This is a genomic window from Arthrobacter sp. EpRS71, from assembly GCF_001512285.1.
Lineage (GTDB): Bacteria > Actinomycetota > Actinomycetes > Actinomycetales > Micrococcaceae > Arthrobacter.
On sequence record NZ_LNUV01000004.1, the window covers coordinates 474,250 to 498,422 of the forward strand.

Here is a 24,173-nt window from a genome sequence, read left to right on the forward strand (position 1 = left end):
TCTTCTTAGCTGCCGCGGCGAGGCCTGAAAGCTATCTAAAGCTGGGCCATCCTCGCCGCGGAGTTCCGTTGTGTCCGGCTAAGCTTTCATTTAGTTCTTAGAGAAAAGGCCACACGTCATGCGTAATGCACAAAAGCCCTCCGGTATGCCGATTCACCGCTACCTGCCGTTCCAAGACCTGATCAACGTCGAGGTCCCGGACCGTACATGGCCCGACAAAGTCATCACCAAGGCGCCGCGCTGGTGCGCAGTAGACCTGCGCGATGGCAACCAGGCGCTGATCGATCCCATGAGCCCGGCCCGCAAGCTGAAGATGTTCCAGCTGCTCGTCAAGATGGGCTACAAGGAGATCGAGGTTGGTTTCCCTTCAGCGTCGCAGACCGACTTCGACTTTGTTCGCCAACTCATTGAGGGCGGCCATATTCCGGATGATGTCAGCATCCAAGTTCTGACGCAGGCACGTGAGCATTTGATCGAACGCACTTACGAGTCTCTGGTTGGCGCCAAGCAGGCGATTGTGCACCTGTATAACTCCACCTCGGTACTGCAGCGTCGCGTGGTGTTCAACCAGGACGAGGACGGCATTCTGGACATTGCCCTGCAGGGTGCTCGTTTGTGCAAGAAGTATGAAGAGACCCTGACGGACACGCATATTACGTATGAGTACTCGCCGGAGTCTTTCACCGGGACCGAGCTCGAGTACGCCGCTCGTGTGTGCAACGCCATTGCGGACGTCTTCGAGGCATCGGCTGACAAGCAGGTCATCATTAACCTGCCGGCCACCGTTGAAATGGCGACGCCCAACGTCTACGCCGACTCCATCGAGTGGATGCACCGAAACCTGCACCCTCGTGAGGGAATCATCATTTCCCTCCACCCGCACAATGACCGCGGCACCGGCGTCGCTGCTGCCGAACTCGGTTATCTGGCCGGTGCCGATCGCATCGAAGGCTGCTTGTTCGGCAACGGCGAACGTACAGGCAATGTGGACCTGGTAACGCTGGGCTTGAACATGTTCGTCCAGGGCGTTGACCCCATGATTGATTTCTCCGACATTGATGAAATCCGCCGCACCGTGGAGTACTGCAATCAGTTGCCGGTTCCGGAGCGTTCACCCTACGGCGGCGACCTCGTCTTTACCGCTTTTTCCGGTTCGCACCAGGATGCCATCAAGAAGGGCTTCGAGGCGTTGGAGAAGGACGCTGCTGCTGCCGGGAAGCCGGTTGACGACTTCACCTGGCAAGTGCCGTACCTGCCCATCGACCCCAAGGATCTGGGTCGCAGCTACGAAGCCGTGATCCGGGTCAACTCCCAGTCCGGCAAGGGCGGCGTAGCCTACCTGCTGAAGAACGAGCACAACCTGGATCTGCCCCGCCGTGCCCAGATTGAGTTCTCAGGAGTCATCCAGCGCCGTACCGATGCCGTGGGCGGCGAAGTCAGTGGCGCCCAGCTGTGGCAGATCTTCCAGGACGAATACCTGCCTTCTGACGAGGAGCAAGCCCAGTGGGGTCGCTATGGATTGGGCAGCGTGAGCACTGAGACGGACGAGTCCGGTGCAATGACCATGAACGCAAACCTCCGGATCGACGGCGTGGAAGTCCGCCGGACCGGCCACGGCAATGGTCCTATTGCGGCCCTCTTGGACATACTGCACCATGACGGCGTTGACGTGCGGGTGCTGGATTACAGCGAGCATGCCCTGTCCGAAGGCGGCAGCGCAAGCGCGGCAGCATATGTTGAATGTGCCGTCGGAGAGCGCGTCTTGTGGGGTGTGGGTATTGATCCCAGCACCACCACATCATCCCTGAAGGCCTTGATTTCGGCTGTAAACCGGGCTGTTCGGGACGCCCAGGCGTAAGCACCCGCCGTGTGGTGACGGGAATTCCCGTCACCACACGGTCCGGCGAACACAGCCGGACCCCGGCATAGTGCGAAGATTAGTTGTGGCCAATCCGTCGTTTGCAGCACGCTCCTATCGGGACGATGCCGTGGTGCTCCGCACCCATAAGTTGGGTGAGGCGGATCGAATCATCACGTTGCTGACCAAGCACCACGGGCAGGTTCGTGCCGTTGCCAAGGGCGTCCGTAGGACCAGCAGCCGCTTCGGAGCCCGTCTGGAACCGTTTATGGTGGCGGATCTGCAACTTGTTCAAGGCCGGACCTTGGACATCGTGACCCAGGCTGTGGCAAAGGGGGCGTACGGAAGCAGCATCGCCGCCGATTATGGGCGCTTTACCGTGGCCGCAGCCATGACCGAGACTGCCGAGAAGCTCACGGATGCCGATACTGAGTCAGGGACCGCACACTACAATCTCCTGGTTGGGGCTCTGGCTGCACTGAGCCGTTCGGACCATCCACCGGAACTCATTCTCGATTCTTATCTATTGCGGGCGTTAGCCACCGGTGGCTGGGCGCCAAGCTTCACCGATTGTGCACGTTGTGGCCGTCCCGGTCCTCACACGGCATTCGCCGCTCCCGTAGGCGGCATGGTGTGCGGCGACTGCAGGCCTCCGGGTTCGCCGGCGCCGGCGCCGGAGACTGTGGTGCTGCTCGGTGCCCTGCTGACCGGTACATGGAGCGTCGCCGATGCTTCAGACCCGCGGCATAGGCGGGAGGCCGCCGGCTTGGTGGCAAGCTACCTTCAATGGCACCTTGAACGGGCCTTGAAATCACTCAAACACGTGGAGCGAAGCTGACAGTGGTACTTGGAAAGCAAAGTAAGTCAATCGTCGCAAGGACCACTCCCGTGGTGGCCCCTTACGGACACCCTTCCGGGGCGGTACCGCCAAGCATTCCACGGGAGCTCATCCCGCAGCATGTGGCGATAGTCATGGACGGCAACGGTCGGTGGGCCAATCAGCGTGGCCTCCCGCGGATAGAGGGGCACAAGGCGGGGGAGCCAGCCCTCCTGGACGTCATGGCCGGGGCTATCGAGCTGGGAATCAAGTACGTCAGCGTCTATGCGTTCTCCACCGAAAACTGGCGCAGGTCGCCCGAAGAAGTTCGATTCCTGATGGGATTTAACAAGGATGTACTACGCCGCCAGCGCAACCAGCTGGATGAGTGGGGTGTCCGGATCCGCTGGGCCGGCCGCCGCCCCCGCCTGTGGGGATCGGTGATCAAGGAACTGGAAGAGGCCGAGGAATATACCCGCGCCAATGACACCTGCACTTTGACCATGTGTGTTAATTACGGCGGCCGCGCGGAAATTGCCGACGCCGTCTCAGCCATCGCGCACGATGTCGCCGCCGGCCGGCTTAAGCCAGGCTCGGTCTCGGAGAAGACGATTCAAAAATATCTGGATGAGCCGGACCTTCCCGATGTGGATCTTTTTCTCCGCAGCTCGGGGGAGCAGAGGTTGTCCAACTTCCTCTTGTGGCAATCCGCCTATGCGGAGTTCGTCTTCATGGACACGTTGTGGCCGGACGTGGACCGGCGGACCCTTTGGGACGCCGTCGAGATTTATGCACAACGCGACCGTCGCTACGGAGGAGCCGTTGATGCGGCACCGGCAGCTAAGTAGCATGCGTCGGCTAAATAGAACGCGCTTGCTAAATCAGTAGGGATAGGCCGCCAGCCATACAGCTACGTCACGATAGGCCTGTTGGCGGACGGTCCGCCTTGAGAGAAAAACATCGTGCAGGGCACCGGGATAGCGGAACACGGCAGTCCGCCGTGCAAGGCCAAGGGCCCTTCGTGCGGTTTCTTCGACGTCAATAACCGCATCAGCGCGCATCAGGTCAGCAGTCCATTCGGCCTGGATCCGGGTCCGCCCGGACAGGAGGACCAGCACGGGAGCATCGATGGTGAGCTTGCGTTCCACTGCTGCGTGGCCCGCCAGAACCGCTTTTGTCCATCCGGCCCGGATGGGAAAAGAAGCCCGCGGCCGCCACACGGGATCGAGGATCCATTCGCCATGTCCTTCATTGCTGACGCTTTCCCAGTACGCCGGCATTTCCGGGAATCTGAATGGACGCTTCGGATCGGTCCGTGCGAAGGGTTCCACCAGATGCATGGCAATGCTTCGGACCAGACTGCTTCCCTGGAGTTCAAGCCACGGCGAATTCAGCACCAAGGTACCCACCCGGCCGGGATGACGATCGGCCCACAAAGCCGCGATCAAACCGCCCAGGGAGTGGGCGAGCATGTGGATAGTGGGCGGAGTGGCGTTTCTGGTTCTTAGTGCGATGTCTTGTTCGATCTCACGGATGGCCGCGGCGAGGTCTTCGTCGTAAACACCGAGATCCGACGTATAGCCGGGGGTCTGCCCCGGCAACAAGCTGCGGCCGAACTTCCGCAGGTCCAAGGCATAGAAATGAAAGCCCGACGCCGTCAGGTACTCGGCCAGTTCAGTTTGCAGGAAGTAGTCAGCCCACCCGTGCAAGTAGAGAACTACTCTCGGCGCACCCCCGGGGTCTGCTGGTGCGGGGCGGCGCGTGCGCTTGGTAAAGGACACGAGAAAATCCAGCACGCCTTGTGGAGACGGATGGGCAGCTGGCGGTGCATGCCGGATGAGGGTGGCTTTGACCGGCCCCTCTTCATCGGCCTTAAGAGGCAGATCCATGCACTCGTAACCGTGGCCGAGAACGTCGGGTTGCCAGAGTGAAACCGACTCCTCCGTGGTGGTCATGCTTCTCCTTCCCGCCAATGCTCAGGCTCGTTGTTATCCATGAATCCGTTGACCCACCGCGCAAGGCGCGCATAGGCGTCTCTCCGCACGGCTGGAGCCGAAAGGAAGACATCGTGGAGGGCGCCGTCGATGCGTTCCAAGGTAACTGTCCGCCCCAAAGCCATAGCTCGCAAGGCGATGACACTGACGTCCAGCACGGCATCCGAACGGCGCATCGATTCCTGCCACACCATTCCATTGGCGCTGGTGGTAGAGGTCAGTACAAGGACCGGCATCTCCAGCTTCAGGCCGCGGGCCACTTGTGAATGGCCGGCAAAGACGGCACTGAGCCAGCCAGCGCGGACAGGGAACGCAAGCGGAGGCCGATAGTTCTCATCCAGAGTCCATTCCCCTTCGGCTGTGCTGCTGATGCTGCGGAAGTAGAAGCCACGTTCCGGCAACCTGAGGACAGTCTCGGGCCGGATTCTTGCGATGGGGGACACCATGGCTTGCGCGGCGCGCCGCACCAGTGAACTGCCGTGCATCTCCAGCCACGGGCTGTCGAGAACCAGGTATTGGACGTCCTTTGGATGACGGCTGGCCCACAGCGCGGCCACCAACCCGCCGGTTGAATGGCCCATGAGCGTCAGGCTCCCCTTCGGGGAGGCATCACGATCGAGATGGATGATGTCGATGGCCTCTTGAATCTCGGCGTCGTAGTCGGTCAGGTTCGCCACATAGCCGCCGGGCGTATTGGAACGGAGGCTCCGGCCGTGGTTGTGCATATCCAAGGCATAAAAGTCGTAGCCTTGCTCTGCCCAGAAGTCGGCCAGTTCGGTGTTGAAGAAGTAGTCGCTCCAACCGTGCAGGAAGAGAATGGCGCCGTGACGCTTCGGCGGCGACTGGTCGCCGTCGTTGCTCTGCCTCTCGGAGCGGACACCGTGCCGGATCAAGGTGGCGTGCCTGATCACTCCATCCGGTCCTGTGGCGTCAACGCCGCAGGATTGGAAGTCGGGTCCAAGGATGTCAGCGGTCCACTCCATGGGTTCAGCTTAGACACTGGCAGCGGCGTGGCGGCCCGCAGCCCTCCCGGTGAACAGACAAACTCCAGGCAAGGTTCCTTCCAACGCCCGATATCCGTGGATGCCACCACCTCCGAGAGGCGGGTGGCCATCAGGGGTCCATGCCGAGGGTCCGTCAACCGGTGCGGGTGAGCTTGTTCTTGCGCGTCGCAAGAACAGCAGGCGTTGAAGCCTGCAGGAAATCGACGCCCTGGTCCACAGCGACCTTGTGGTTCCCATGATGTACGTCACGATTCTTCATCGGCATGCCTACATGCCAGCTGCAGCCAAGGTCACGGGTTTGGTGAGTTGTCGGTAACCGGGAAAACTAGGACCATGCGTGTTTACCCCACATTCTTCAAGTTGGCCTTCTCCTGGATGGATGCCGAGAAGGCCCACAAGATCGGCTTCCAAGGAATCCGGGCGGCCCACCGTTCCGGCGCCGGGAGGATCCTCGCCAGGATCACGGCTCCTGATGCTTCTCTTCGCACGGAGGCTCTGGGGCTTGTCTTTCCCTCACCCTTCGGCTTGGCGGCAGGCTTCGATAAGGAAGGGCACGGCATCGAAGCGCTGTCCGAGCTCGGATTCGGGCATGTGGAAGTCGGGACCATCACCGGCCAAGCGCAGCCGGGAAATGACAAGCCGCGCCTTTTCCGCTTGATTGAGGACAAGGCGGTTATCAACCGCATGGGTTTCAATAACGACGGCGCCGCAGCAGTCGCGCCGAGACTCAAGTCAGCACGGGCTGCCTTGCAGCGGCTGCACCCGGACGTCCGGCCGATCATCGGGGTCAATATCGGCAAGACCAAAGTGGTTGAGCTCGATGATGCTACCGAGGATTACTTGGTCAGTGCCCGCAGCCTGGCGCCGGCGGCCGACTACCTGGTGGTCAACGTCAGCTCGCCCAATACCCCTGGGCTTCGTTTGTTGCAGAACGTGGAAAGCCTGCGGCCCCTGCTCCGGTCCGTTGGCGACGCGGCCGATGAAGCCGCCGGGCGGCACGTTCCCCTGCTGGTCAAGATTGCGCCCGACCTCTCCGATGAGGATGTCGACGACGTCGCACGGCTTGCGTTGGACCTGAAACTTGACGGCATCATCGCTACCAACACCACGATTACCCGTGACGGGCTCGTTTCGGACGCAGCAAAAGTGGCGTCTCTTGGCGCCGGCGGCTTGTCCGGTGCGCCCCTCAAGCAGCGGTCCTTGGAGGTTCTGCGCAGGCTCAAGGACTCGGTAGGGGACCAGCTTGTCCTTATTGCGGTGGGTGGTGTTGAGACCCCGCGGGACGTTCAGGATCGCTTGGATGCCGGGGCCACGTTGGTGCAGGGTTACACGGCATTCCTCTACGAAGGCCCTTTCTGGGCGTCCCGGATCAACAAGGGTCTCGTGAAGCTTCGCAAGCAGGCATCCCGCTAAGGCCGGCCTTAACGAGAGAGACCCCGGACCAGCGGTCCGGGGTCTCTCTTAATGGCATAAGGGACTGTAACGCTTAGTCGGGGTACTGTCCGCGCTTTACCTGGGGTTTGGGAAGGCGGAGCTTGCGGAATTGAAGGGCGCGCATGCAGCCGTACCAGATTGAGCCACGTTCCACTTCGCCAAACTTCTCCGTCAGGCGCTTACGAAGTTTGCGCGAGAGGATGAAGACGTCCACGAAGACGGCGAGGAACATGATCCAGAAGCCAATGAGGACGTAGCTGATGCCGGCGCTGGTGGGCGGAATGATCAGGGAAATCACCACGAACAGCAATGCGCCGAACATGAGGTACTCACCGAGGCTGAAGCGGGCATCGACGTAGTCACGCGTGTACCGCTTCTGGGGGCCCTTGTCCCGAAGGGGGAGGAATTTCTCGTCGCCTGTGTCCAGGGCCTGCCGCATTTTCTGCCGCTGATCCTGAATGGCTACCCTTTCGGCTGCCTTGGAAGCCTTGCGGTCGGTGGGAACCAATGGGCGCTTGCGGGCCGCTTCCTGGTCCTTCCGCTTGGGCGTTGGGGCGCCCTTTCCTGCACCGGGCTCCTGTGCGGTGGCGTAGGCCTGATCTACTACTGATTGAGCGCTGGGCTCTTCCTTTTTGCGTCCGAACACCCATACAGAATACCCCTCTGAAAGGTGGTGCACGTTACGTGTCCGGTTTGCCGGTGCCCTGTGGCCCGCGTGCGGACCCGTTGTTCCGGCTGTGCCTGCTTCGGAGGGAGAATCCCCGGCGGTAAAGTGTGGCCCATGACTTCAGCACATGCGGAGATCCCGCAGAACAAGCAAGGGCATCCAGGCTCCACTCCGGTCGAGGCACTGACGGCGGCGGTCAACGAATCCTTCGACGCCACGCTCGCGTCACTGGAAGACCTGGTGGCCATTCCGGGGATTGCGTGGGCAAGCTTCGATCCCAAGGAACTCGATCGGAGCGCCGACGCCGTCGCTTCCTTGGTTAAGGCGGCCGGCATGGAGGACGTCCGTATCCTTCGCTGCAACAAGCCGGACGGTACGCCCGGTGGTCCTGCCGTCGTCGCGCGCCGACCCGCCGCCCAGGGCAAGCCGACCATCCTGCTTTACGCCCACCATGACGTCCAGCCCCCGGGGGACCGAAGCCTCTGGCACTCGGAACCGTTTGTCGCCGAAGAGCGGAATGGCCGCCTGTACGGTCGTGGCGCCGCCGACGACAAAGCAGGCATCATGGCCCACCTTGCCGCTTACAGCGCCGTGACGAAGGTTCTGGGGGAGGACTTCGGGCTGGGCGTGACCCTCTTCTTCGAAGGCGAAGAAGAAGCGGGGTCGCCCACTTTCCGGACCTTCCTTGAAGAGCACCAGGAACTTCTCCGGGCCGATGTGATCGTCGTTGCGGACTCCAGCAACTGGAAGGTGGGAGTGCCCGCACTCACCACGAGCCTTCGTGGCCTGGTGGACGGGACGTTCGAAGTGCGTGTCCTGGAGCACGCCGTCCATTCGGGAATGTTTGGCGGCCCCGTACTCGATGCTCCCACTCTCTTGTCACGGCTTATTGCGACGCTTCACGACGACCACGGCAATGTAGCAGTGGCCGGCCTCGTCAGCCGGGACGAGGTGGCTGTGGACCTCACCGAAGCGGACTACCGGGCTGATGCATCAGTGCTCGACGGCGTGAGGCTTGCCGGCAGCGGAACCATCGCCTCGCGTTTGTGGACCAAGCCCGCACTCTCCATCATTGGAATGGACGTCCCCGCAGTCGACGTCGCATCCAACACCCTTATACCGGCAGCCCGGGCGAAGTTCAGCATGAGGTTGGCTCCGGGCCAGGACCCTGAAGCCGCGATGGCCGCACTGAAACAGCATGTCGAATCCCATGCGCCGTTTGGGGCTCAGGTCACATTTACGCCGGGGGAGAGCGGCAACGCCTTCTCCACCGATACAACATCGGCCGCGGCAAGGATGGCGCTTTGGGCATTGGGAGAGTCGTGGGGTGTCAAGCCGGTGGAAATGGGAATCGGTGGCTCCATTCCCTTCATCGCCGATCTCCTGGAGATGTATCCGGAGGTCCAGATCCTGGTGACCGGAGTTGAGGATCCCGATTCTCGTGCGCATAGCGCCAACGAATCGTTGCACATCGGTGACTTCCGGCATGCCGTCCTGGCTGAGACCCTCATGCTGGCCCGGCTCAACGCTGAAGGCTTGGCGGAGTAAGCTCCGGCGGCGCGCCGGGAACAACCAAATGCTCTCAGTGGTTACGTCAGAAGTTATAGCTAATCGTCTGCGCGACGTAGCATTAGCTATAACCCGTACGTAATTGGGTAAGGGCAGGCAGCGCTCCGGCGCCGCCGCCAAGAGCTTCATAAGAAGGTAGGCCAATGAGCACTGCAACCAACGAAAACAGCACCGGAGCACAGCTCGTCACCAGCGACGACGAACTGGCCACGCACGAGGTCAATCTGACCGACGTTGCCGCGGGCAAGGTCCGCAGCCTCCTCGAGCAGGAAGGGCGCACAGACCTTCGGCTGCGCGTTGCAGTCCAGCCTGGTGGATGCTCGGGTCTGATCTACCAGCTTTACTTCGATGAGCGCCTCCTCGACGGAGATGCTGTGCGCGACTACGACGGTGTTGAGGTGGTAGTCGACAAGATGAGCGTTCCTTACCTCAGCGGCGCAAGCATCGACTTCGAAGACACGATTTCGAAGCAAGGCTTCACTATTGATAACCCGAACGCCGGCGGGTCTTGCGCCTGCGGCGATTCATTCCACTGATGTGAGCCATCGCCGCATGTCGGCGCCCCTTCGAGCGTGTTTGAAATCGTTCGGAGCCACGGCGCTGACATGTGCGCGAAAGCCGCGTGATAGCGGTAAGCTCTACATCGGGTAGTAAAACTTTTAGTGTGCCCGGTGAGCCTTCGGCCTGCCGGGAGACAGCAACAAGAGGAAGGGCCGTCTGTGAGTTCGCAGAACCGAACCGGCAGCCGACGCATAAAGATCACATCGATCACTGGCTTGGCACTAGCCGGCGCGTTGGTTTTGACCGGATGTTCACCAGAGGTAGAGAAGGGTTGGCTGCCTACAGAGCGCGGCACGACCAACCACACTGACCGGATCATGGACCTCTGGGTCAACTCATGGATCGCCGCCTTGGCAGTCGGTATCATCACGTGGGGCCTCCTGGTCTGGTGCATCATCGCTTACCGTCGCCGCAAGGGCACCACGGGTTTCCCGAAGCAGCTCAGCTACAACCTGCCGCTCGAGGTCTTCTACTTGACCATCCCGCTGTTCATGGTTTTGGTGTTCTTCTACTTCACCGACCAGGACCAGCGTGCAATTGATGACCGTTCCCAGCCTGCCGACGTCGTTGTTGACGTCCGCGGCAAGCAGTGGGCATGGGACTTCAACTACAAGCAGGGTGAGGTCATCAATGAAGACCTCCACGAGGCCGGCGTTCAGGCCCACCTGACCGGCAATGAGGTCGACAAGGAACTGCTTCCCACCCTGTACTTGCCCGTTGGCAAGTCCGTGGACCTGGAGCTGAACTCCCGCGACGTCATCCACTCATTCTGGGTACCGGCCTTCCTTCAGAAGCGCGACATGATCCCGGGCAAGACGAACTACATCAGGTTCACCCCCACCAAGGAGGGCACCTTCGATGGCAAGTGTGCCGAGCTCTGCGGTGAATACCACTCCGAAATGCTTTTCCGCGTCAAGGTTGTCTCCGAGTCTGAATTCCAGGCTCACATGGACAAGCTTCGCCAGGAAGGCAACACGGGCCTCCTCGGTGCGGAATATGACCGCAACCCGAACCTGAACGAATCCAAGTAAGGGAAGCGACGTGGCTACGTACACTCAATCCGCACCGGGGGTCCTCGAAGCTCCGGTAGTTCCTAAGTCCAAGGGGCGCATCGTCGTCAACTGGATCACCTCCACCGACCACAAGACCATCGGTTACATGTACCTGATTGCGTCCTTTGTGTTCTTCTGCCTCGGTGGTGTCATGGCGCTGTTGATCCGCGCTGAACTGTTCGAACCCGGCATGCAGATCCTGCAGACCAAAGAGCAGTACAACCAGATGTTCACCATGCACGGCACTGTGATGCTGCTGATGTTCGCAACGCCGCTGTTTGCCGGCTTCGCGAACGTCATCATGCCGTTGCAGATCGGCGCACCCGATGTCGCCTTCCCGCGTCTGAATGCTCTGGCATTCTGGTTCTTCCTCTTCGGTTCAACCATCGCCGTGTCCGGCTTCATCACCCCCCAGGGTGCTGCGTCCTTCGGCTGGTTTGCTTACGCACCCTTGTCGAACACGACGTTCAGTCCCGGCGTAGGTGGTGACCTCTGGGTCTTTGGCCTTGCGCTTTCCGGATTCGGAACCATTCTTGGTGCCGTCAACTTCATCACCACCATCATCTGCATGCGCGCACCGGGCATGACCATGTGGCGTATGCCGATTTTCACCTGGAACACGCTCGTCACAGCGATCCTGGTCCTGATGGCCTTCCCGCCGCTGGCAGCAGCCCTGTTCGCACTTGGTGCCGACCGCCGTTTTGGTGCCCACATCTTCGATCCCGAGAATGGCGGTGCGGTCCTCTGGCAGCACCTGTTCTGGTTCTTCGGACACCCTGAGGTGTACATCATCGCCCTGCCGTTCTTCGGTATCGTCTCGGAGATCTTCCCGGTCTTCAGCCGAAAGCCGATCTTCGGTTACAAGGGTCTTGTCTACGCAACGATCGCCATCGCCGCCCTCTCCGTCACCGTGTGGGCCCACCACATGTATGTGACCGGATCAGTGCTGCTGCCGTTCTTCGCCTTCATGACCATGCTCATCGCAGTACCCACAGGCGTGAAGTTCTTCAACTGGATCGGAACTCTATGGCAGGGCTCCATCACGTTTGAGACCCCCATGCTCTGGAGCATCGGCTTCCTTGTCACCTTCCTCTTTGGTGGCCTCACCGGTATCATCCTGGCTTCACCGCCGCTCGACTTCCACGTGTCCGACTCGTACTTCGTGGTGGCTCACTTCCACTACGTGGTCTTCGGTACCGTTGTGTTCGCCATGTTCGCAGGCTTCTACTTCTGGTGGCCCAAGTGGACCGGCAAGATGCTCAACGAGCGCCTCGGCAAGATCCACTTCTGGCTCCTGTTCCTGGGCTTCCACGGCACCTTCCTGATCCAGCACTGGTTGGGTGTTGAGGGTATGCCGCGTCGTTACGCCGACTACATGCCGCAGGATAACTTCACCTGGATGAACCAGTTCTCCACCATCTCCTCCTTCGTCTTGGGTGCTTCGCTGCTGCCGTTCTTCTGGAACGTCTACATCACCTGGCGCAGCAACAAGAAGGTTGAAGTGGATGACCCGTGGGGCTTCGGCGCTTCGCTCGAATGGGCAACGTCCTGCCCGCCGCCCCGCCACAACTTCACCTCCTTGCCCCGTATCCGCTCCGAGCGCCCGGCCTTGGACCTGCACCACCCTGAGTTGGCCCAGGTTCACACTGCCGAGGCCCCGTCACCCGCAGCAGCCGTTCTGGGTAACGCCGACCAAAGGGACGTCAGCAAATGAAAATCGAATCGTGGCTCTTCGGAGCCGGAGTCTTCTTCTTCGTCCCGGTAGCCATCGCTTATGGCTTCCTGACGGAATGGAACGAGTGGGTGGGTGTCCTGGGCATCCTCCTCGTCGGTGGCCTTGCTGGCATGATCGGCGCATACCTCGGCTTCACGGGTAAGCGGATCGGTCTGCGTCCCGAAGACCGTCCCGACGCCGAGGTCCACGAAGGCGCCGGCGAGCAGGGGCACTTCAGCCCTTGGAGCTGGTGGCCGCTGGTTCTTGGTTTGGCTTGTGCCGGAGGATTCCTCGGCCTGGCGATTGGCTTCTGGGTGACGTATGTCGCTGGTGGCCTCGCCTTGATTGCTCTGGTTGGCTGGGTTTTCGAGTACAGCCGTGGCGACCACGCACACTAGTTAACTGCTAACACAACGTTGGGCCCCACCTTTTGGTGGGGCCCATCGTCGTTAAGATCCGGGATGAGGGGCAATTCTGCGCACGAGCCGATGCCGCCATGACGGATTGGCGGAAGAGGCTCTCAGTGGGCCTGTGTGGCCTCCAGGACGACCGAAAGGGCCAGTAGCGCTGCCTGAGCCTCTCGAAGGGTTTGATCGTCACTCAGGGCTTCTGGGGCCACTGCCAGAAATACTTCGCAACCCTTCTCAAAGTCTTCGGTCATAACCTCAAGGAGGGAGCGGGCGTCAACTGCAGGACCGTTTTCCTTGCGGATGGTTACCGGTAGGCCGGTTTCAGTGACGGCACGAACAAACACCGCGGCCGCCCGTGCGTGCAACCCAACTTCGGCGGCAACGAAGGTCTTCTGTTCCGGCAACCCAGCTCCTTTGATACGCGACGGATTCCGTCTCTAAAAATCTTCCACAACAGCGTAGCCGCGAGGCTGGGCGTCTTCCACATCCGGCGGCGGTGGTCTAGACCTGTGATGCGGCTGATTTATCCTTGAATCATGACTCAATTGCTGGAAGTCTGCCGTGGCTGAGGCTGCAAGCATTGCCGGTGACATCGACCGCGCCAGTAGCACCCCCATTTACGTGCAGCTCCGAGAAATCCTTCGGTCGTTCATTGCCCAGTCCTGTCCGCCAGGGTCCGCACTCCCTTCGGAAAGGGATTTATCCGAGCGGTTTGGGCTAGCGCGCATGACCGTTCGCCAGGCTATTGACGCCTTGGTCGGCGAGGAAGTCATTGAGCGCGTGGTCGGACTTGGCACGTTTGTCAAGAAGCCAAAACTGGATCTGCAGGTGAAGCTGACCTCCTATAGCGAAGAGATGCAGCGTCGCGGGATGGTACCTGCCGCCAAGGTCCTGAGCTTTGAGCAAATTGCCGCCAGCGCTTTCCTGGCCAGGGAACTGCAACTCGACGAAGGCACACCGCTGGTGAGGTTCCGTCGTCTTTTGCTGGCAGATAATGAGCCCATGAGCGTGGATGAAAACTTCATTCCCGCCCACCGGGTGCCCGGGTTGCTCGATGAGGCACCTCCAACTTCGCTGTACAACGTCCTCAGTGAGCGCTTCGGTCTGGTGATGGAGTGGGGTGAGGACATGATCGAGGCCACTGCGGCATCTCCCTCCACAGCCAGGCTCCTCAATGTTGACGTCGGATCGCCTCTGCTCAAGATTCAACGCCACGCCTTCGTTGCCCGTGCAATGGTGGACTACTCCGTCTCGTATTACCGGGCGGACCGATACAAGCTCTGGGTGCCCCTGCAGCGGCCAGGCATTCGCCCCACACGGAACTATTCCTCGGGATACCGCACCCAGTAGTCGCTGGATTTTCTGAAGGCGCTGGACGCGTTCTGCACGGATTCGACGACATAAGGGAAGGGCCCGGTCCACAGTGGACCGGGCCCTTCCCTTATGTCTGAGTGCTGAACCCTTTAGTGGCTCAGGCTCTTCTGGTCTTCACCAGCTTCAATGGCCTCGTGGTGGCCATGAGCGTGCGCTGCTTCGAGTTCAGCCGGCGTTGCCGGGGCAACACGGTCTTCGAAGAACCAGCGGGAGAGTGCCGCGCGACGCTTCTCCTTGCCGGTGACAACGCCATGCTCGTTCGGCTGCGCCGGGATGGGTGCGGGCGATTCAAACCCGACGAGCTTGTAGCGCTTGTACTCATCCAGCGGGGCGTGAACCTCGATGAACTCACCGTGGGGGAGTCGGACGATGCGGCCTGTTTCGCGACCATGAAGTGCGATTTCGCGGTCCTTGCGCTGAAGGGCCAGTGCGATTCGCTTGGTCACAATGAACGCGATAACGGGTCCGATGAAGAACAACGTCCTCAGCCAGTAGGTCACGTCGTTCAACGACACGTGGAAGTGCGTTGCGATGAGGTCGGATCCTGCCGCTGCCCACATCACGCAGTACCAGGTGAAGCCTGCAACACCAATCGCCGTGCGGGTGGGGGCGTTGCGCGGACGGTCCAGAACGTGGTGTTCGCGGTTGTCCTTGGTGACCCAGCGTTCAATCCAGGGGTACATGAACAGCACGGTGAAGATGATGCCAGCCGGCACAAGCGCCGGAAGCAGGACGTTCAGCGTCAGGGTGCGTCCGAAGATGACCCATTCGAAGTGGAAGTCATTGATGACACCAGGCATAAGGCGCAGGGCGCCGTCAACGAACCCGATGTACCAGTCAGGCTGGGTACCAGCCGAAACCGGTGAGGGATCGTAGGGGCCATAGTTCCAGATCGGGTTGATCGTGAAGGCTGCCGCCATGAGGGCCAGGACACCGAAGACGATGAAGAAGAAGCCACCGGCCTTGGCTGCGTATACCGGGCCGAGAGGGTAACCAACGACGTTGCCGTCATTGCGTCCGGGGCCGGGGTACTGGGTGTGCTTGTGGACAACCACCATGAACAAGTGGATGACGATCATCAGGAGGATGAGGGCCGGTACCAGCAGGATGTGCAGGACGTACAGACGGCCGATGATGGCCGTACCCGGGAATTCTCCACCGAAGAGGAAGAACGAGGTGTACGTTCCGATGACCGGAATGGACTTGATCACACCATCGATGATGCGCAGGCCGTTGCCGGACAGCAGGTCATCGGGGAGGGAGTAGCCGGTGAAGCCGGCAGCCATTGCCAGGATGAGCAGCACGCCGCCCACTACCCAGTTCATTTCACGGGGCTTGCGGAAAGCGCCAGTGAAGAAGACACGAAGCATGTGCACGCCGAGGGAGGCCACGAACAGCAGAGCTGCCCAGTGGTGAACCTGGCGCATGAACAGGCCACCGCGGACGTCGAACGAGATGTTCAGCGACGAGCTGTAGGCAACGGACATTTCGACGTTGTACAGCGGCGTGTAGGAACCCTGGTAGTGGGTTTCCGCCATGGATGGATCGAAGAAGAAGGTCAGGAAGGTACCTGACATCAGCAAGATGACGAAGGAGTACAGCGCCACCTCACCGAACATGAACGACCAGTGGTCGGGGAAGACCTTCCGGCCGAACTCGCGCAGGATGCCGGAGCCGCCAACACGCTCGTCCACAAAGTTGGTGAAACTACCAACCTTGGTCTTCGGAACGAAGGGGGCTTCAGCTGTTGATGAGGCGCTCATGCTCGTCACGCTCCCAGTAACTCGGTCCTACAGGTTCTCTGAAGTCGCTGGTGGCGACGAGGTAGCCCTCTGCGTCAACTGCGATGGGCAGCTGGGGGAGCGGACGGCTGGCCGGTCCGAAGATGACCTTGCATTCCTGCGTCAGGTCAAAAGTGGACTGGTGGCAGGGGCACAGGAGGTGGTGCGTCTGCTGCTCGTAGAGAGCAACCGGGCAACCAACGTGCGTGCAGATCTTGGAGTAAGCAACGATTCCGTTGTAGCTCCAGTTTTCGCGGCCCTCGGAGGGGTTCAGCGAGTCCGGGTCCAGGCGCATCAGGAGAACGACTGCTTTTGCCTTCTCATTCAGCTTGCCTTCGTGGAGTTCGTTGAGTCCTTCGGGGATCACGTGGAAGGCCGAACCGATGGTGACATCCGAAGCCTTGATGGGGGTGCCATCCGGATCACGGGTCAGTCGCTTGAGCTTGTCGCCCTCAGGCGCCCACATGGTGTGTGCCAGTGCATTGTCCGGCCGCGGGCCCAGATCGCCGAAAATGGCGAGGGCGGGCAGGGGGGCAAGTGCAACGGCACCAAGAAGGGTGTTGCGGATCAACGGGCGGCGCTTAATGCCGGTTTCGTCCACGATGTCGTCGACGATACGCACAGCAGCCTGGCGATCTTCTTCAGTACGGATAGCGTGGCGCTCTTCCGATACTTCGTGATCGGGCATCAGGGCCTTGGCCCAGTGCACGATTCCGGTGCCGATTCCCAGCATTGCGAACGCAGTGCCCAGACCCAGAAGGAGGTTCTGGGTGCGGATGGTCGCAATTGAGGTGTCGTCGCCCAAATCGATGGCAAAGTACGCCACCAGGAACACCAGCGTACCGATGACGGAGGTGCCAAACAGAATGGCTACCTGACGCTCGGCTCGCTTTGCGGCTACCGGGTCCGTGTCAGCCAGGCGCAAACGATGCGGAGGGAGTCCAGGATCCTGGAACTTCTCCACCTCATTCTGACCAGCCGTAGCTACGGTGCCCGAGTGGTTCGGACTGCCGTCACTATGGTTGCCCATAATTCGCCTCATCCTTCTCTCGTTGTCTCGGCCGGGGCCGAGTTATTTTCAGTTTCAAACTGCTGACCATGCAGCAGAAGTTTTGTGTGTCCGGGCTAGGACGTGCGGGACGTCAACCAAATCGTGAATGCGATGATGACACCCAGGCCGGCAACCCAAACGAACAGACCTTCAGATACCGGACCAAGTGAGCCCAGATCGGCACCGCCGGGTGAACCGTTGGCTTCGATGGTCTTCAAGAAGGTGATGATGTCGCGCTTGTCCTCAGGGGTGACGTTGGAGTCGCTGAAGACGGGCATGTTTTGCGGGCCGGTAACCATGGCCTCATAAATGTGCTCAGCGCTTACTCCTGCCAAGGCGGGGGCAAACTTGCCGCGGGTCAGGGCGCCGCCTGCAGCAGCAGCGTTGTGGCACATGGCACAGTTCACTCGGAAGAGTTCGCCACCGTTGGCTGCGTCTCCCTTACCGTCGAGGAGGTTTTGCTCGGGAATGGCCGGGCCTGCGCCGAGGGATGCAACATATGCAGCGAGCTGCTTTGTCTGCTCCGCATTGAACTGGGCGGGCTTCTGCTGGGCCTGAGGGCCGCTCATCTGCATGGGCATGCGGCCGGTGCCAACCTGGAAGTCAACTGCAGCAGCACCCACGCCGACCAGCGAGGGGCCGTCCTGGGTTCCGCTGGCACCCATGCCGTGGCAGGTGGCGCAGTTGGCGGCAAAGAGCTTGCCGCCTTCCTCTACGTCACTTGCGCTGAAGCTTGTGGTGTCGGCCTTGGCCTGGTTGACAGTTGTGGCAACGGCGTACAGCCCACCAGTGAGGAGGAGGCCCATCAGCAACAGCGCAATGGCTGCCAGTGGGTGACGTCGCTTCTGCGATAGTGCCTTCACGTGGTGGTTCCTTTATTCGATCCTGCGTCGGCTCCGCGAGCCGCTTCTTGAAATTCTGCCTCTTGTAGAAAAAGAGTCAAAGCCGGGCTTACTTGAGGACGTAGATGACCAGGAAGAGGCCGATCCACACAACGTCGACGAAGTGCCAGTAGTACGAGGTGACGATCGCCGAGGTCGCTTCAAAGTGACCGAACTTCTTGGCTGCAAACGCGCGGCCAATGATGAACAGGAACGCGATCAGGCCGCCGATGACGTGCAGGCCGTGGAAGCCGGTGGTCATGTAGAAGGCGGAGCCGTAAGCGTTGGACGACAGGGATACATGCTCAGAGACGAGCATGGCGTATTCCATGGTCTGGCCGGCAACGAAGAAGGCACCCATGACGAACGTCAGGGAGAACCATTCGGTCATGCCCCAACGTGTGAACTGCAGGAGTCCACCCGTACGGCGCGGCTCGAGCCGCTCGGCGGCAAAGACGCCCATCTGGCAAGTGAAGGAACTTGCCACAAGGACGATGGTGTTGACGAGCGCAAACGGGAAGTTGAGCTTGGCCGTCTCCTCGGCCCACATCGTTCCGGATGTGGAGCGCAGGGTGAAGTACATGGCAAAGAGGCCGGCGAAGAACATCAACTCACTGGACAGCCAAACAACGGTTCCAACAGAAACCAAGTTGGGGCGGTTCAGCGTCGGGTGCGCCGGGGTACTGGGGGCATGGGTCGCAGATGTCACAAGGACATTATGTCTGTAAAAGTCCAGACTTCCCAATGCAAACCACCGATTCGGGAGACTTTTTCTACAAAGACGCGAATTCGCGCGGAAAAGTTCCCGGTCGCGTTCACATTGGTCATCGGCGTGGCTGGCTCGATAGCATCAGGGAGTGACTTCTCCGGTAACGGCACCTGCAGCCAGCAATACCTGGCCAGGGCTCATCTCAGCACTGATCAATGGCGACGACCTTGCAGTGGGCAACACAGAGTGGGCCATGAACACCATCATGTCCGGTGAGGCAACACCGGCGCAGATCGCCGGCTTCCTGGTGGCGCTCCGAGCCAAGGGCGAGACGGTCGAAGAACTGGCCGGACTTGTTGAGGCCATGGTCCAACACGCTAATCCGATCGTGATCTCGGGTGAGAAGCTGGACATTGTGGGTACCGGCGGAGATCGGCTGAACACTGTGAACATCTCCACCATGGCCGCACTCGTGGCAGCCGGGGCCGGGGCCAAGGTGGTCAAGCACGGCAACAGGGCTGCATCCTCCACGTCGGGTTCGGCCGACGTTCTGGAGGCCTTGGGCGTGCGGTTGGACCTGTCGATTGAGCAGGTGGCCCGGAACGCTGAAGAGGCGGGGATCACTTTCTGTTTTGCCCAGGTCTTCCACCCCTCGTTCCGGCACACCGCAGTTCCGCGCCGTGAACTGGCTGTGCCCACCGCTTTCAATTTCCTTGGCCCGATGACCAACCCGGCGCATGTGCAAGCCTCGGCTGTGGGCGTAGCCAACGCCCGTATGGCGCCGTTGGTGGCGGGGGTACTGGCACGCCGCGGTAGTCGGGGACTGGTGTTCCGTGGCGATGACGGCTTGGATGAACTGACCCCCACGGGGCCATCCACCGTCTGGGAGATCAGGAATGGGACGGTCAGGGAGCAAGTCTTTTCGCCTGGGGATCTGGGAATCCGTGCTTCCACGGTGGCAGACCTTCGCGGAGGTGACGCCGCCGCCAATGCAGCGGTAGTTCGAGACATCCTCGATGGCAAACAGGGTCCGGTGCGCGACGCCGTACTGCTGAATGCGGCCGCTGGATTGGTTTCAATCGATCTCGACGCCGATGGGAGCCTCGTGGACCGGATGCGGACCGCTTTCGCCCGGGCGGCGGAATCCGTTGACTCCGGTAAGGCCGGCGAAGTGCTCGCCAAGTGGACGGCTCTCAGCCAAAGCTAAGGACCGGCCGTCCCCCTGCTACTCGAATCCGAGCGCGAACGCTGCATCCAGGTCGTGCTGGGAATAGGCACGGAAAGCTATGTGGGTGGTGGTGTGAACCACTGAGGCAACCTTTGACAGGCGGTCTGCGATTACGTCGGCAAGCTCGTCATGTTTGCTTACCCTGGCCACTGCGATGAGGTCCCACTCGCCGGTGACGGAGTACACCTCACTGATGCCCTGAATGGCCGATATCTGTTCGGCCGTCTCCGGGATGCGCGAGGCGTCGGTCTTGATCAGGACGAAAGCGGTGATCACGTGGGGCCCTTCCGGAAATGCATCGTTGCGGTCGATTTCCAGCCTAGTGCATTGCCGCGGGCGGGGACTTGATCACGCTCCGCGTTGCCGTTTGCGCGATGCCCGCAACAGCAGCGCAGCGATGAGCCGGTATCCGAGCAGGAAAACGCCGAGCGTCACCAAGGCCACCAGCACAAACGGCAGTACGACGGTTTGGCCGGTGGCTGCCCTCAGCAGCATTCCCACGGCGACAGCGCCAATCCATATGCCAACTCCGGCAGGCCATGCGGCAAGGGGTGCCCTCCAAGCACGCGTCAGCAGCCATGCGATGCTCGCTCCGGCCAGGAACGGCCAGGCTGTGGCAAGAGCTCCCGCGATGACGTCACCGCGGGCGTGCGCGTCCCGCCCTATTGCGGCGAAAAGAACAATTAACAAGAGATCGGCGATGGCTGCGGGAATCCACAGTCGTGAGGGTGAAGGCATACTCATGACACTATCCGGGTGCCAACCTCCTGCGCGAAATCCCGACTGCCGTAGCCGTCATGGTTGGCTTCGCCGTCGACCGTTGTGTGAGCCATGTCTCGGCATTAGCCTCTGACGGGGGACAAGTAGTTCCTGTTGACCTGGAGGAGCGGTAGATGCAGAAGATTTCGACCTGTTTATGGTTCGACGCTCAAGCGGCGGCCGCCGCCGAACTCTACACATCGATTTTCGATAATTCGTCCATGGGTCCGATAGTGCCCGGGCCCGATGGCAACGCCATGACCGTTGAGTTTGAAATTGAGGGCCGGCAATTCATGGGCCTCAATGGGCGGCCGGCATTCGCGTTCAACGAGGCTGTCTCGCTGGTGGTGAACTGCGACTCCCAAGAAGAAGTGGACAGGTATTGGGAAGCGCTGCTCGTTGGGGGACAGGAGAGCCAATGCGGTTGGCTGAAGGACAGGTTCGGCTTGTCATGGCAGATCGTTCCCACTGCTCTCTCCGGTCTCTTGGGTGGTCCGGATCCCGCAGGTTCACAGAGGGCCATGGAAGCGATGTTGAAAATGCGCAAACTCGACGTCCACGTTCTTCAAAGGGCGTACGACGGCGACTGAAGGCCTGGGGGACAGGCGCCCGGTGGCGCCGTAGCATTGCCGCACGGTGATGCGTGACCATCTTGACAATGAGGAGAACCAACCAATGACAACCCGCCTTAATCCCTACATCTCCTTTCTGGATAACGCCCGGGAGGCAATCACTTTCTACGAATCCGTGTTCGGCGGTGAGCTGAATATCAGCACTTTCGGCGACTACCAAGCCAGCGAAGATCCAGCCGAAGCAAACAAGGTCATGCATGCCATGTTGGAAACCCCGGGTGGACTGACACTGATGGCGGCTGACACCCCGGCCGGCATGGCGTACAACCCTGGTGATAATATCGCGGTCTCCTTGAGCGGAGAGTCTTCGGATGAAGCCGAGCTCCGTGGGTACTGGGACAAACTCGTCGACGGCGGCACGGTCACGGTGCCGCTGGAGATGGCGCCTTGGGGTGACACTTTTGGTATGTGCATTGACAGCTTTGGCATTGCCTGGCTGGTCAACATTGCAGGAGCCCAGCAGCGGTAGTTGCTCCGGGAAGCCGGAACGTACAGAACTGCCCCGCAGAGAAATTCTGTGGGGCAGGTGCATGAGATTGGGTATTCACCATGAGGTGATGCGCCTTCCGTCGGGTGTGAGCCGGTTGCCCATGTGTTTGGGTGTGCGAAGGACTATGCAGCGGTCCATGATTTCCGCGAAAGGAAGCCTCTCGCCGAGCTGCCTTTCCAGTATTGTCATATCCTCAACCCGGCGAAGCCATACGAGCATCAGAATTGAATACAGGCCACCGGTAGTGGCCACCAACCGGACCTCGTGCAAGCCAACGAGCTTCTCTGCAACGGACTCCACCTTGGTGGCCGGAACGCGCAGGAAGTACCACACGGCTACAGGCCAGGGGGAGTAGGGGCGCGACATCTCCAGGCGCAACACCAAGCGTTTCTCAGCAATGATGGTGGCCAGCGCATTCCTTGCTTTCGTGGTGCTAATACCCAGGGTTTCGGAAATTTCGGCAATCGAAGCACGGCCGTTCGTTTGTAGAATGCCGGCAAGCTTGTCCTCCGCGTCGGCTGAGACCCCTCTGGGTGCGGCCGTGGGCTGGGGGAGGCTCGACTCCAAGTGCAGTGCCTCTTCGTCCTTGAGGGAACGCAGTCTCCAGAGCTGCGCATCGGCAAGTAGCCGTATACCGCGGTGTGTTCGCGTGCGGGTCACGCCGGCGACGTTGGAGAGCCTGTCCAAGACAAAACCGGCCAGTTCGGCATCTGTCCGGCACAGTAACGTCACCACCAGGTCGCGGCCACCGATGGTTTGGTCAATGGAGAGCACTTCGGCGTCGCGGGAAAGATCCTCCGTAGCTTCGGCTATGCGTGCGGGGGTGCATTCCACCTCCACGATCGCGCCAGCATACTTCGCCCCTGGGCCCCTATAGCTTGCCAGCCAGGCGAGCCCCTGGTGCTGAAGGGCAGTCCAACGCCTTGCCAGGGTAACTGCGTCTGCGCCGACTATGGGCGCAAGCACAGCCCAGGGGGCGCGGGGGCGAATCTGAAGGGCATGTAGAAGCCTTAGGTCACGTTCATCCAGGTCGTATTCCTGCATTTCGCATCCCCTTCCCCGCAATTGGCTGCATTTTCGGTCGGTTTCTTGTCTCGCTGCCTAGATTCTAGGGTCCGCGAAGATCACTGACGACCATGAGGGGCCATGACCGCTGCGAACCCGTTCCACCCGGAAATGGCCTCCGAAGAAGCGCCTTGTGGCGATCCCGGGCGATGTCATGTCCGGTGGCAGGGGAGTGGAGTTCCGCCTCAGGACCCGGGACCCGTACTTGGGTCCGGCCAACCACCCGGATGGTGCGATGCGTCGCTATTGTCCTTCGTGCGGGCAGGGCGGCTCTCTGCTTTTGCCGAACTCTTTCAGAGGTACAGAAGTATCGCCGCGTACGTGGCCCGGGTGGAGTCCGATAATCCATCTGACGTGGATGATGTCGTGGGAGAAGCCTTTGCGTCTGTTTTCCAGGCTTTGGTTGTTGGCAGGGGTCCAGCAGACTCTTTCAGGGCCTATCTCTTGACCACCGTGCGGAGAACCGCGCATCGTAGAAACGTCCAGGCCAGACGAGCCGGCTTTCAGAACGATTTCCCTGTCATGGACAGCGGGGTGGCCTATGACGATCGCTACCTTGACGCCTTGGAGGCTACTGCACTTGTCGACGCATTCAGGTCCCTGCCGAATCGTTGGCAGGCAGTGCTTTGGTATAGCGAAGTGGAAGCCATGAAACCGGCGGCGGTAGCGACGATTATGGGTTCGACCGCGAACAGCGTTTCGTCGCTGCTCATACGCGCGCGCAGAGGGCTAAGGCAGGCCTACCTTCAGGTTCACGTCCTCTCGGCATCCTTGGATTCGTGTACGGAAGTATCGCGGCACTTCGGGAAGTTTGTCCTCAACAACGGACGAGTGCCAGGCAGCGCCAAGATAGACCGCCATGTCAATGAGTGTGCGACGTGCGAGGAAGCGTTGGCTGCCCTGCGCGAGATGCGAAGGGCGATGAAGGGAGTCGTGTGACCGGCCGGGAGAGGCCCATTTTGCAATTACTTTACATAATGTAGATTATCGGCGTTAAAGGCACGGGAGTAGAAGTAGCTGCGAGAACTCCCGTCTGCTGAAGATTTTGGCGTTTCCGCAGGTCAGAAGCAGTTTTGCATACCTTCATGATCAAGCGCGCGTCATCTGGATTTGATCCACTACG

At 60.5% G+C, this 24,173-nt stretch carries 26 protein-coding genes; 14 read left to right on the forward strand and 12 right to left on the reverse strand.

Features of this window, described 5'->3' with window-relative positions:
- Positions 1–118: 118 nt before the first annotated feature.
- The 3 genes from leuA (at position 119) to AR689_RS09675 (ending at position 3,523) form a co-directional block, all read left to right on the forward strand.
- Positions 119–1,858, forward strand: a complete 1,740-nt coding sequence (gene leuA / locus AR689_RS09665; protein WP_062069585.1) for a 2-isopropylmalate synthase — start codon at positions 119–121, stop codon at positions 1,856–1,858.
- An 85-nt stretch (positions 1,859–1,943) separates the two neighbouring features.
- A complete protein-coding gene (gene recO / locus AR689_RS09670) occupies positions 1,944–2,696 on the forward strand; it encodes a DNA repair protein RecO (protein WP_062069587.1) in 753 nt (250 codons plus the stop codon).
- A 2-nt stretch (positions 2,697–2,698) separates the two neighbouring features.
- The gene (locus tag AR689_RS09675) at positions 2,699–3,523 is read left to right on the forward strand and encodes an isoprenyl transferase (protein ID WP_062069589.1); all 825 of its coding nucleotides are present in this window, start codon (positions 2,699–2,701) and stop codon (positions 3,521–3,523) included.
- A gap of 33 nt (positions 3,524–3,556) precedes the next feature.
- On the opposite strand, the gene AR689_RS09680 is transcribed toward AR689_RS09675, so the two are convergent.
- From AR689_RS09680 to AR689_RS23645, 3 genes are all read right to left on the reverse strand, one after another.
- Entirely contained in the window at positions 3,557–4,630 is a 1,074-nt protein-coding gene (locus tag AR689_RS09680) for an alpha/beta hydrolase (RefSeq protein ID WP_062069590.1), read from the reverse strand.
- Positions 4,627–5,652: an alpha/beta hydrolase gene (locus AR689_RS09685; RefSeq protein ID WP_062069592.1), complete on the reverse strand. Its 1,026-nt coding sequence runs from the start codon at positions 5,650–5,652 to the stop codon at positions 4,627–4,629. Before AR689_RS09685 ends, AR689_RS09680 begins: the two co-directional genes overlap by 4 nt.
- A 154-nt stretch (positions 5,653–5,806) precedes the next feature.
- Positions 5,807–5,932, reverse strand: coding sequence for a hypothetical protein (locus AR689_RS23645; protein ID WP_286158878.1), 126 nt, complete (start codon positions 5,930–5,932; stop codon positions 5,807–5,809).
- Between the two features lie 74 nt (positions 5,933–6,006).
- Here AR689_RS23645 and AR689_RS09690 point away from each other — a divergent pair, with 74 nt between their 5' ends.
- The gene (locus tag AR689_RS09690; RefSeq protein ID WP_062069594.1) at positions 6,007–7,086 is read left to right on the forward strand and encodes a quinone-dependent dihydroorotate dehydrogenase; all 1,080 of its coding nucleotides are present in this window, start codon (positions 6,007–6,009) and stop codon (positions 7,084–7,086) included.
- Between the two features lie 73 nt (positions 7,087–7,159).
- Here AR689_RS09690 and AR689_RS09695 read toward each other — a convergent pair whose 3' ends face one another.
- The gene (locus AR689_RS09695) at positions 7,160–7,753 is read right to left on the reverse strand and encodes a DUF3043 domain-containing protein (RefSeq protein WP_062069596.1); all 594 of its coding nucleotides are present in this window, start codon (positions 7,751–7,753) and stop codon (positions 7,160–7,162) included.
- A gap of 135 nt (positions 7,754–7,888) precedes the next feature.
- Here AR689_RS09695 and AR689_RS09700 point away from each other — a divergent pair, with 135 nt between their 5' ends.
- The 5 genes from AR689_RS09700 to AR689_RS09720 all read left to right on the forward strand — a co-directional run bounded on the left by AR689_RS09700 (position 7,889) and on the right by AR689_RS09720 (position 13,068).
- Positions 7,889–9,322 carry a dipeptidase gene (locus AR689_RS09700; RefSeq protein ID WP_062069598.1) on the forward strand — a complete coding sequence of 478 codons (1,434 nt, stop codon included), beginning with the start codon at positions 7,889–7,891 and terminating at the stop codon, positions 9,320–9,322.
- Between the two features lie 164 nt (positions 9,323–9,486).
- Positions 9,487–9,879 carry a HesB/IscA family protein gene (locus AR689_RS09705; RefSeq protein WP_062069600.1) on the forward strand — a complete coding sequence of 131 codons (393 nt, stop codon included), beginning with the start codon at positions 9,487–9,489 and terminating at the stop codon, positions 9,877–9,879.
- Positions 9,880–10,062: 183 nt separating this feature from the next.
- Positions 10,063–10,935, forward strand: a complete 873-nt coding sequence (gene ctaC / locus AR689_RS09710; protein WP_062069602.1) for an aa3-type cytochrome oxidase subunit II — start codon at positions 10,063–10,065, stop codon at positions 10,933–10,935.
- Between the two features lie 10 nt (positions 10,936–10,945).
- Complete coding sequence (gene ctaD, locus AR689_RS09715) at positions 10,946–12,670, forward strand: aa3-type cytochrome oxidase subunit I (RefSeq protein WP_011774899.1); 1,725 nt, start codon at positions 10,946–10,948, stop codon at positions 12,668–12,670.
- Positions 12,667–13,068, forward strand: coding sequence for a cytochrome c oxidase subunit 4 (locus AR689_RS09720; protein ID WP_024816774.1), 402 nt, complete (start codon positions 12,667–12,669; stop codon positions 13,066–13,068). The genes ctaD and AR689_RS09720 overlap by 4 nt, the downstream gene beginning before the upstream one ends.
- Positions 13,069–13,190: 122 nt before the next feature.
- On the opposite strand, the gene AR689_RS09725 is transcribed toward AR689_RS09720, so the two are convergent.
- Positions 13,191–13,484, reverse strand: coding sequence for an HPr family phosphocarrier protein (locus AR689_RS09725; protein WP_062069604.1), 294 nt, complete (start codon positions 13,482–13,484; stop codon positions 13,191–13,193).
- Between the two features lie 157 nt (positions 13,485–13,641).
- Here AR689_RS09725 and AR689_RS09730 point away from each other — a divergent pair, with 157 nt between their 5' ends.
- Positions 13,642–14,430: a GntR family transcriptional regulator gene (locus AR689_RS09730; protein ID WP_062069606.1), complete on the forward strand. Its 789-nt coding sequence runs from the start codon at positions 13,642–13,644 to the stop codon at positions 14,428–14,430.
- Positions 14,431–14,543: 113 nt separating this feature from the next.
- Here the strand turns inward: AR689_RS09730 and qcrB are convergent, their stop codons facing one another.
- From qcrB to ctaE, 4 genes are all read right to left on the reverse strand, one after another.
- A complete protein-coding gene (qcrB, locus tag AR689_RS09735) occupies positions 14,544–16,217 on the reverse strand; it encodes a cytochrome bc1 complex cytochrome b subunit (protein ID WP_062069608.1) in 1,674 nt (557 codons plus the stop codon).
- Positions 16,195–17,265 carry a cytochrome bc1 complex Rieske iron-sulfur subunit gene (gene qcrA / locus AR689_RS09740; RefSeq protein WP_024816770.1) on the reverse strand — a complete coding sequence of 357 codons (1,071 nt, stop codon included), beginning with the start codon at positions 17,263–17,265 and terminating at the stop codon, positions 16,195–16,197. Before qcrA ends, qcrB begins: the two co-directional genes overlap by 23 nt.
- A 95-nt stretch (positions 17,266–17,360) precedes the next feature.
- Entirely contained in the window at positions 17,361–18,149 is a 789-nt protein-coding gene (gene qcrC, locus AR689_RS09745) for a cytochrome bc1 complex diheme cytochrome c subunit (RefSeq protein ID WP_062069610.1), read from the reverse strand.
- A gap of 88 nt (positions 18,150–18,237) precedes the next feature.
- Positions 18,238–18,876, reverse strand: coding sequence for an aa3-type cytochrome oxidase subunit III (gene ctaE / locus AR689_RS09750; protein WP_081589141.1), 639 nt, complete (start codon positions 18,874–18,876; stop codon positions 18,238–18,240).
- Between the two features lie 148 nt (positions 18,877–19,024).
- On the opposite strand from ctaE, the gene trpD reads away from it, so the two are divergent.
- Positions 19,025–20,083 (forward strand): anthranilate phosphoribosyltransferase, encoded by a 1,059-nt coding sequence (gene trpD, locus AR689_RS09755; protein WP_062069612.1) that lies wholly within the window; start codon positions 19,025–19,027, stop codon positions 20,081–20,083.
- An 18-nt stretch (positions 20,084–20,101) separates the two neighbouring features.
- Here trpD and AR689_RS09760 read toward each other — a convergent pair whose 3' ends face one another.
- Together AR689_RS09760 and AR689_RS09765 are read right to left on the reverse strand one after the other, a co-directional pair.
- The gene (locus AR689_RS09760) at positions 20,102–20,380 is read right to left on the reverse strand and encodes an Lrp/AsnC family transcriptional regulator (RefSeq protein WP_014921945.1); all 279 of its coding nucleotides are present in this window, start codon (positions 20,378–20,380) and stop codon (positions 20,102–20,104) included.
- A 72-nt stretch (positions 20,381–20,452) separates the two neighbouring features.
- Positions 20,453–20,842, reverse strand: a complete 390-nt coding sequence (locus AR689_RS09765) for a DUF3054 domain-containing protein (protein WP_062069614.1) — start codon at positions 20,840–20,842, stop codon at positions 20,453–20,455.
- 155 nt (positions 20,843–20,997) lie between these two features.
- On the opposite strand from AR689_RS09765, the gene AR689_RS09770 reads away from it, so the two are divergent.
- Positions 20,998–21,453, forward strand: a complete 456-nt coding sequence (locus AR689_RS09770; RefSeq protein WP_062069616.1) for a VOC family protein — start codon at positions 20,998–21,000, stop codon at positions 21,451–21,453.
- An 85-nt stretch (positions 21,454–21,538) separates the two neighbouring features.
- On the forward strand, positions 21,539–21,964 hold the full coding sequence (locus AR689_RS09775; protein WP_062069618.1) for a VOC family protein: 426 nt from the start codon (positions 21,539–21,541) through the stop codon (positions 21,962–21,964).
- Positions 21,965–22,039: 75 nt separating this feature from the next.
- On the opposite strand, the gene AR689_RS09780 is transcribed toward AR689_RS09775, so the two are convergent.
- Positions 22,040–23,029: an Lrp/AsnC family transcriptional regulator gene (locus AR689_RS09780; RefSeq protein ID WP_062069620.1), complete on the reverse strand. Its 990-nt coding sequence runs from the start codon at positions 23,027–23,029 to the stop codon at positions 22,040–22,042.
- Between the two features lie 132 nt (positions 23,030–23,161).
- On the opposite strand from AR689_RS09780, the gene AR689_RS23755 reads away from it, so the two are divergent.
- Entirely contained in the window at positions 23,162–23,989 is an 828-nt protein-coding gene (locus AR689_RS23755; protein ID WP_353611606.1) for an RNA polymerase sigma factor, read from the forward strand.
- The last annotated feature ends 184 nt before the right edge of the window (positions 23,990–24,173 follow it).

What these genes read in the sequence shown, in the direction of transcription:
- leuA (WP_062069585.1), top strand. Translation starts at nt 119, where the DNA reads ATGCGTAATGCACAAAAGCCCTCCGGTATGCCGATTCACCGCTACCTG.
- AR689_RS09680 (WP_062069590.1), bottom strand. Translation starts at nt 4,630, where the DNA reads ATGACCACCACGGAGGAGTCGGTTTCACTCTGGCAACCCGACGTTCTC.
- AR689_RS09685 (WP_062069592.1), bottom strand. Translation starts at nt 5,652, where the DNA reads ATGGAGTGGACCGCTGACATCCTTGGACCCGACTTCCAATCCTGCGGC.
- AR689_RS23645 (WP_286158878.1), bottom strand. Translation starts at nt 5,932, where the DNA reads ATGAAGAATCGTGACGTACATCATGGGAACCACAAGGTCGCTGTGGAC.
- AR689_RS09690 (WP_062069594.1), top strand. Translation starts at nt 6,007, where the DNA reads ATGCGTGTTTACCCCACATTCTTCAAGTTGGCCTTCTCCTGGATGGAT.
- AR689_RS09700 (WP_062069598.1), top strand. Translation starts at nt 7,889, where the DNA reads ATGACTTCAGCACATGCGGAGATCCCGCAGAACAAGCAAGGGCATCCA.
- AR689_RS09705 (WP_062069600.1), top strand. Translation starts at nt 9,487, where the DNA reads ATGAGCACTGCAACCAACGAAAACAGCACCGGAGCACAGCTCGTCACC.
- AR689_RS09720 (WP_024816774.1), top strand. Translation starts at nt 12,667, where the DNA reads ATGAAAATCGAATCGTGGCTCTTCGGAGCCGGAGTCTTCTTCTTCGTC.
- qcrB (WP_062069608.1), bottom strand. Translation starts at nt 16,217, where the DNA reads ATGAGCGCCTCATCAACAGCTGAAGCCCCCTTCGTTCCGAAGACCAAG.
- qcrA (WP_024816770.1), bottom strand. Translation starts at nt 17,265, where the DNA reads ATGGGCAACCATAGTGACGGCAGTCCGAACCACTCGGGCACCGTAGCT.
- AR689_RS09765 (WP_062069614.1), bottom strand. Translation starts at nt 20,842, where the DNA reads ATGCCTTCACCCTCACGACTGTGGATTCCCGCAGCCATCGCCGATCTC.
- AR689_RS09770 (WP_062069616.1), top strand. Translation starts at nt 20,998, where the DNA reads ATGCAGAAGATTTCGACCTGTTTATGGTTCGACGCTCAAGCGGCGGCC.
- AR689_RS09775 (WP_062069618.1), top strand. Translation starts at nt 21,539, where the DNA reads ATGACAACCCGCCTTAATCCCTACATCTCCTTTCTGGATAACGCCCGG.
- AR689_RS09780 (WP_062069620.1), bottom strand. Translation starts at nt 23,029, where the DNA reads ATGCAGGAATACGACCTGGATGAACGTGACCTAAGGCTTCTACATGCC.
- AR689_RS23755 (WP_353611606.1), top strand. Translation starts at nt 23,162, where the DNA reads ATGGCCTCCGAAGAAGCGCCTTGTGGCGATCCCGGGCGATGTCATGTC.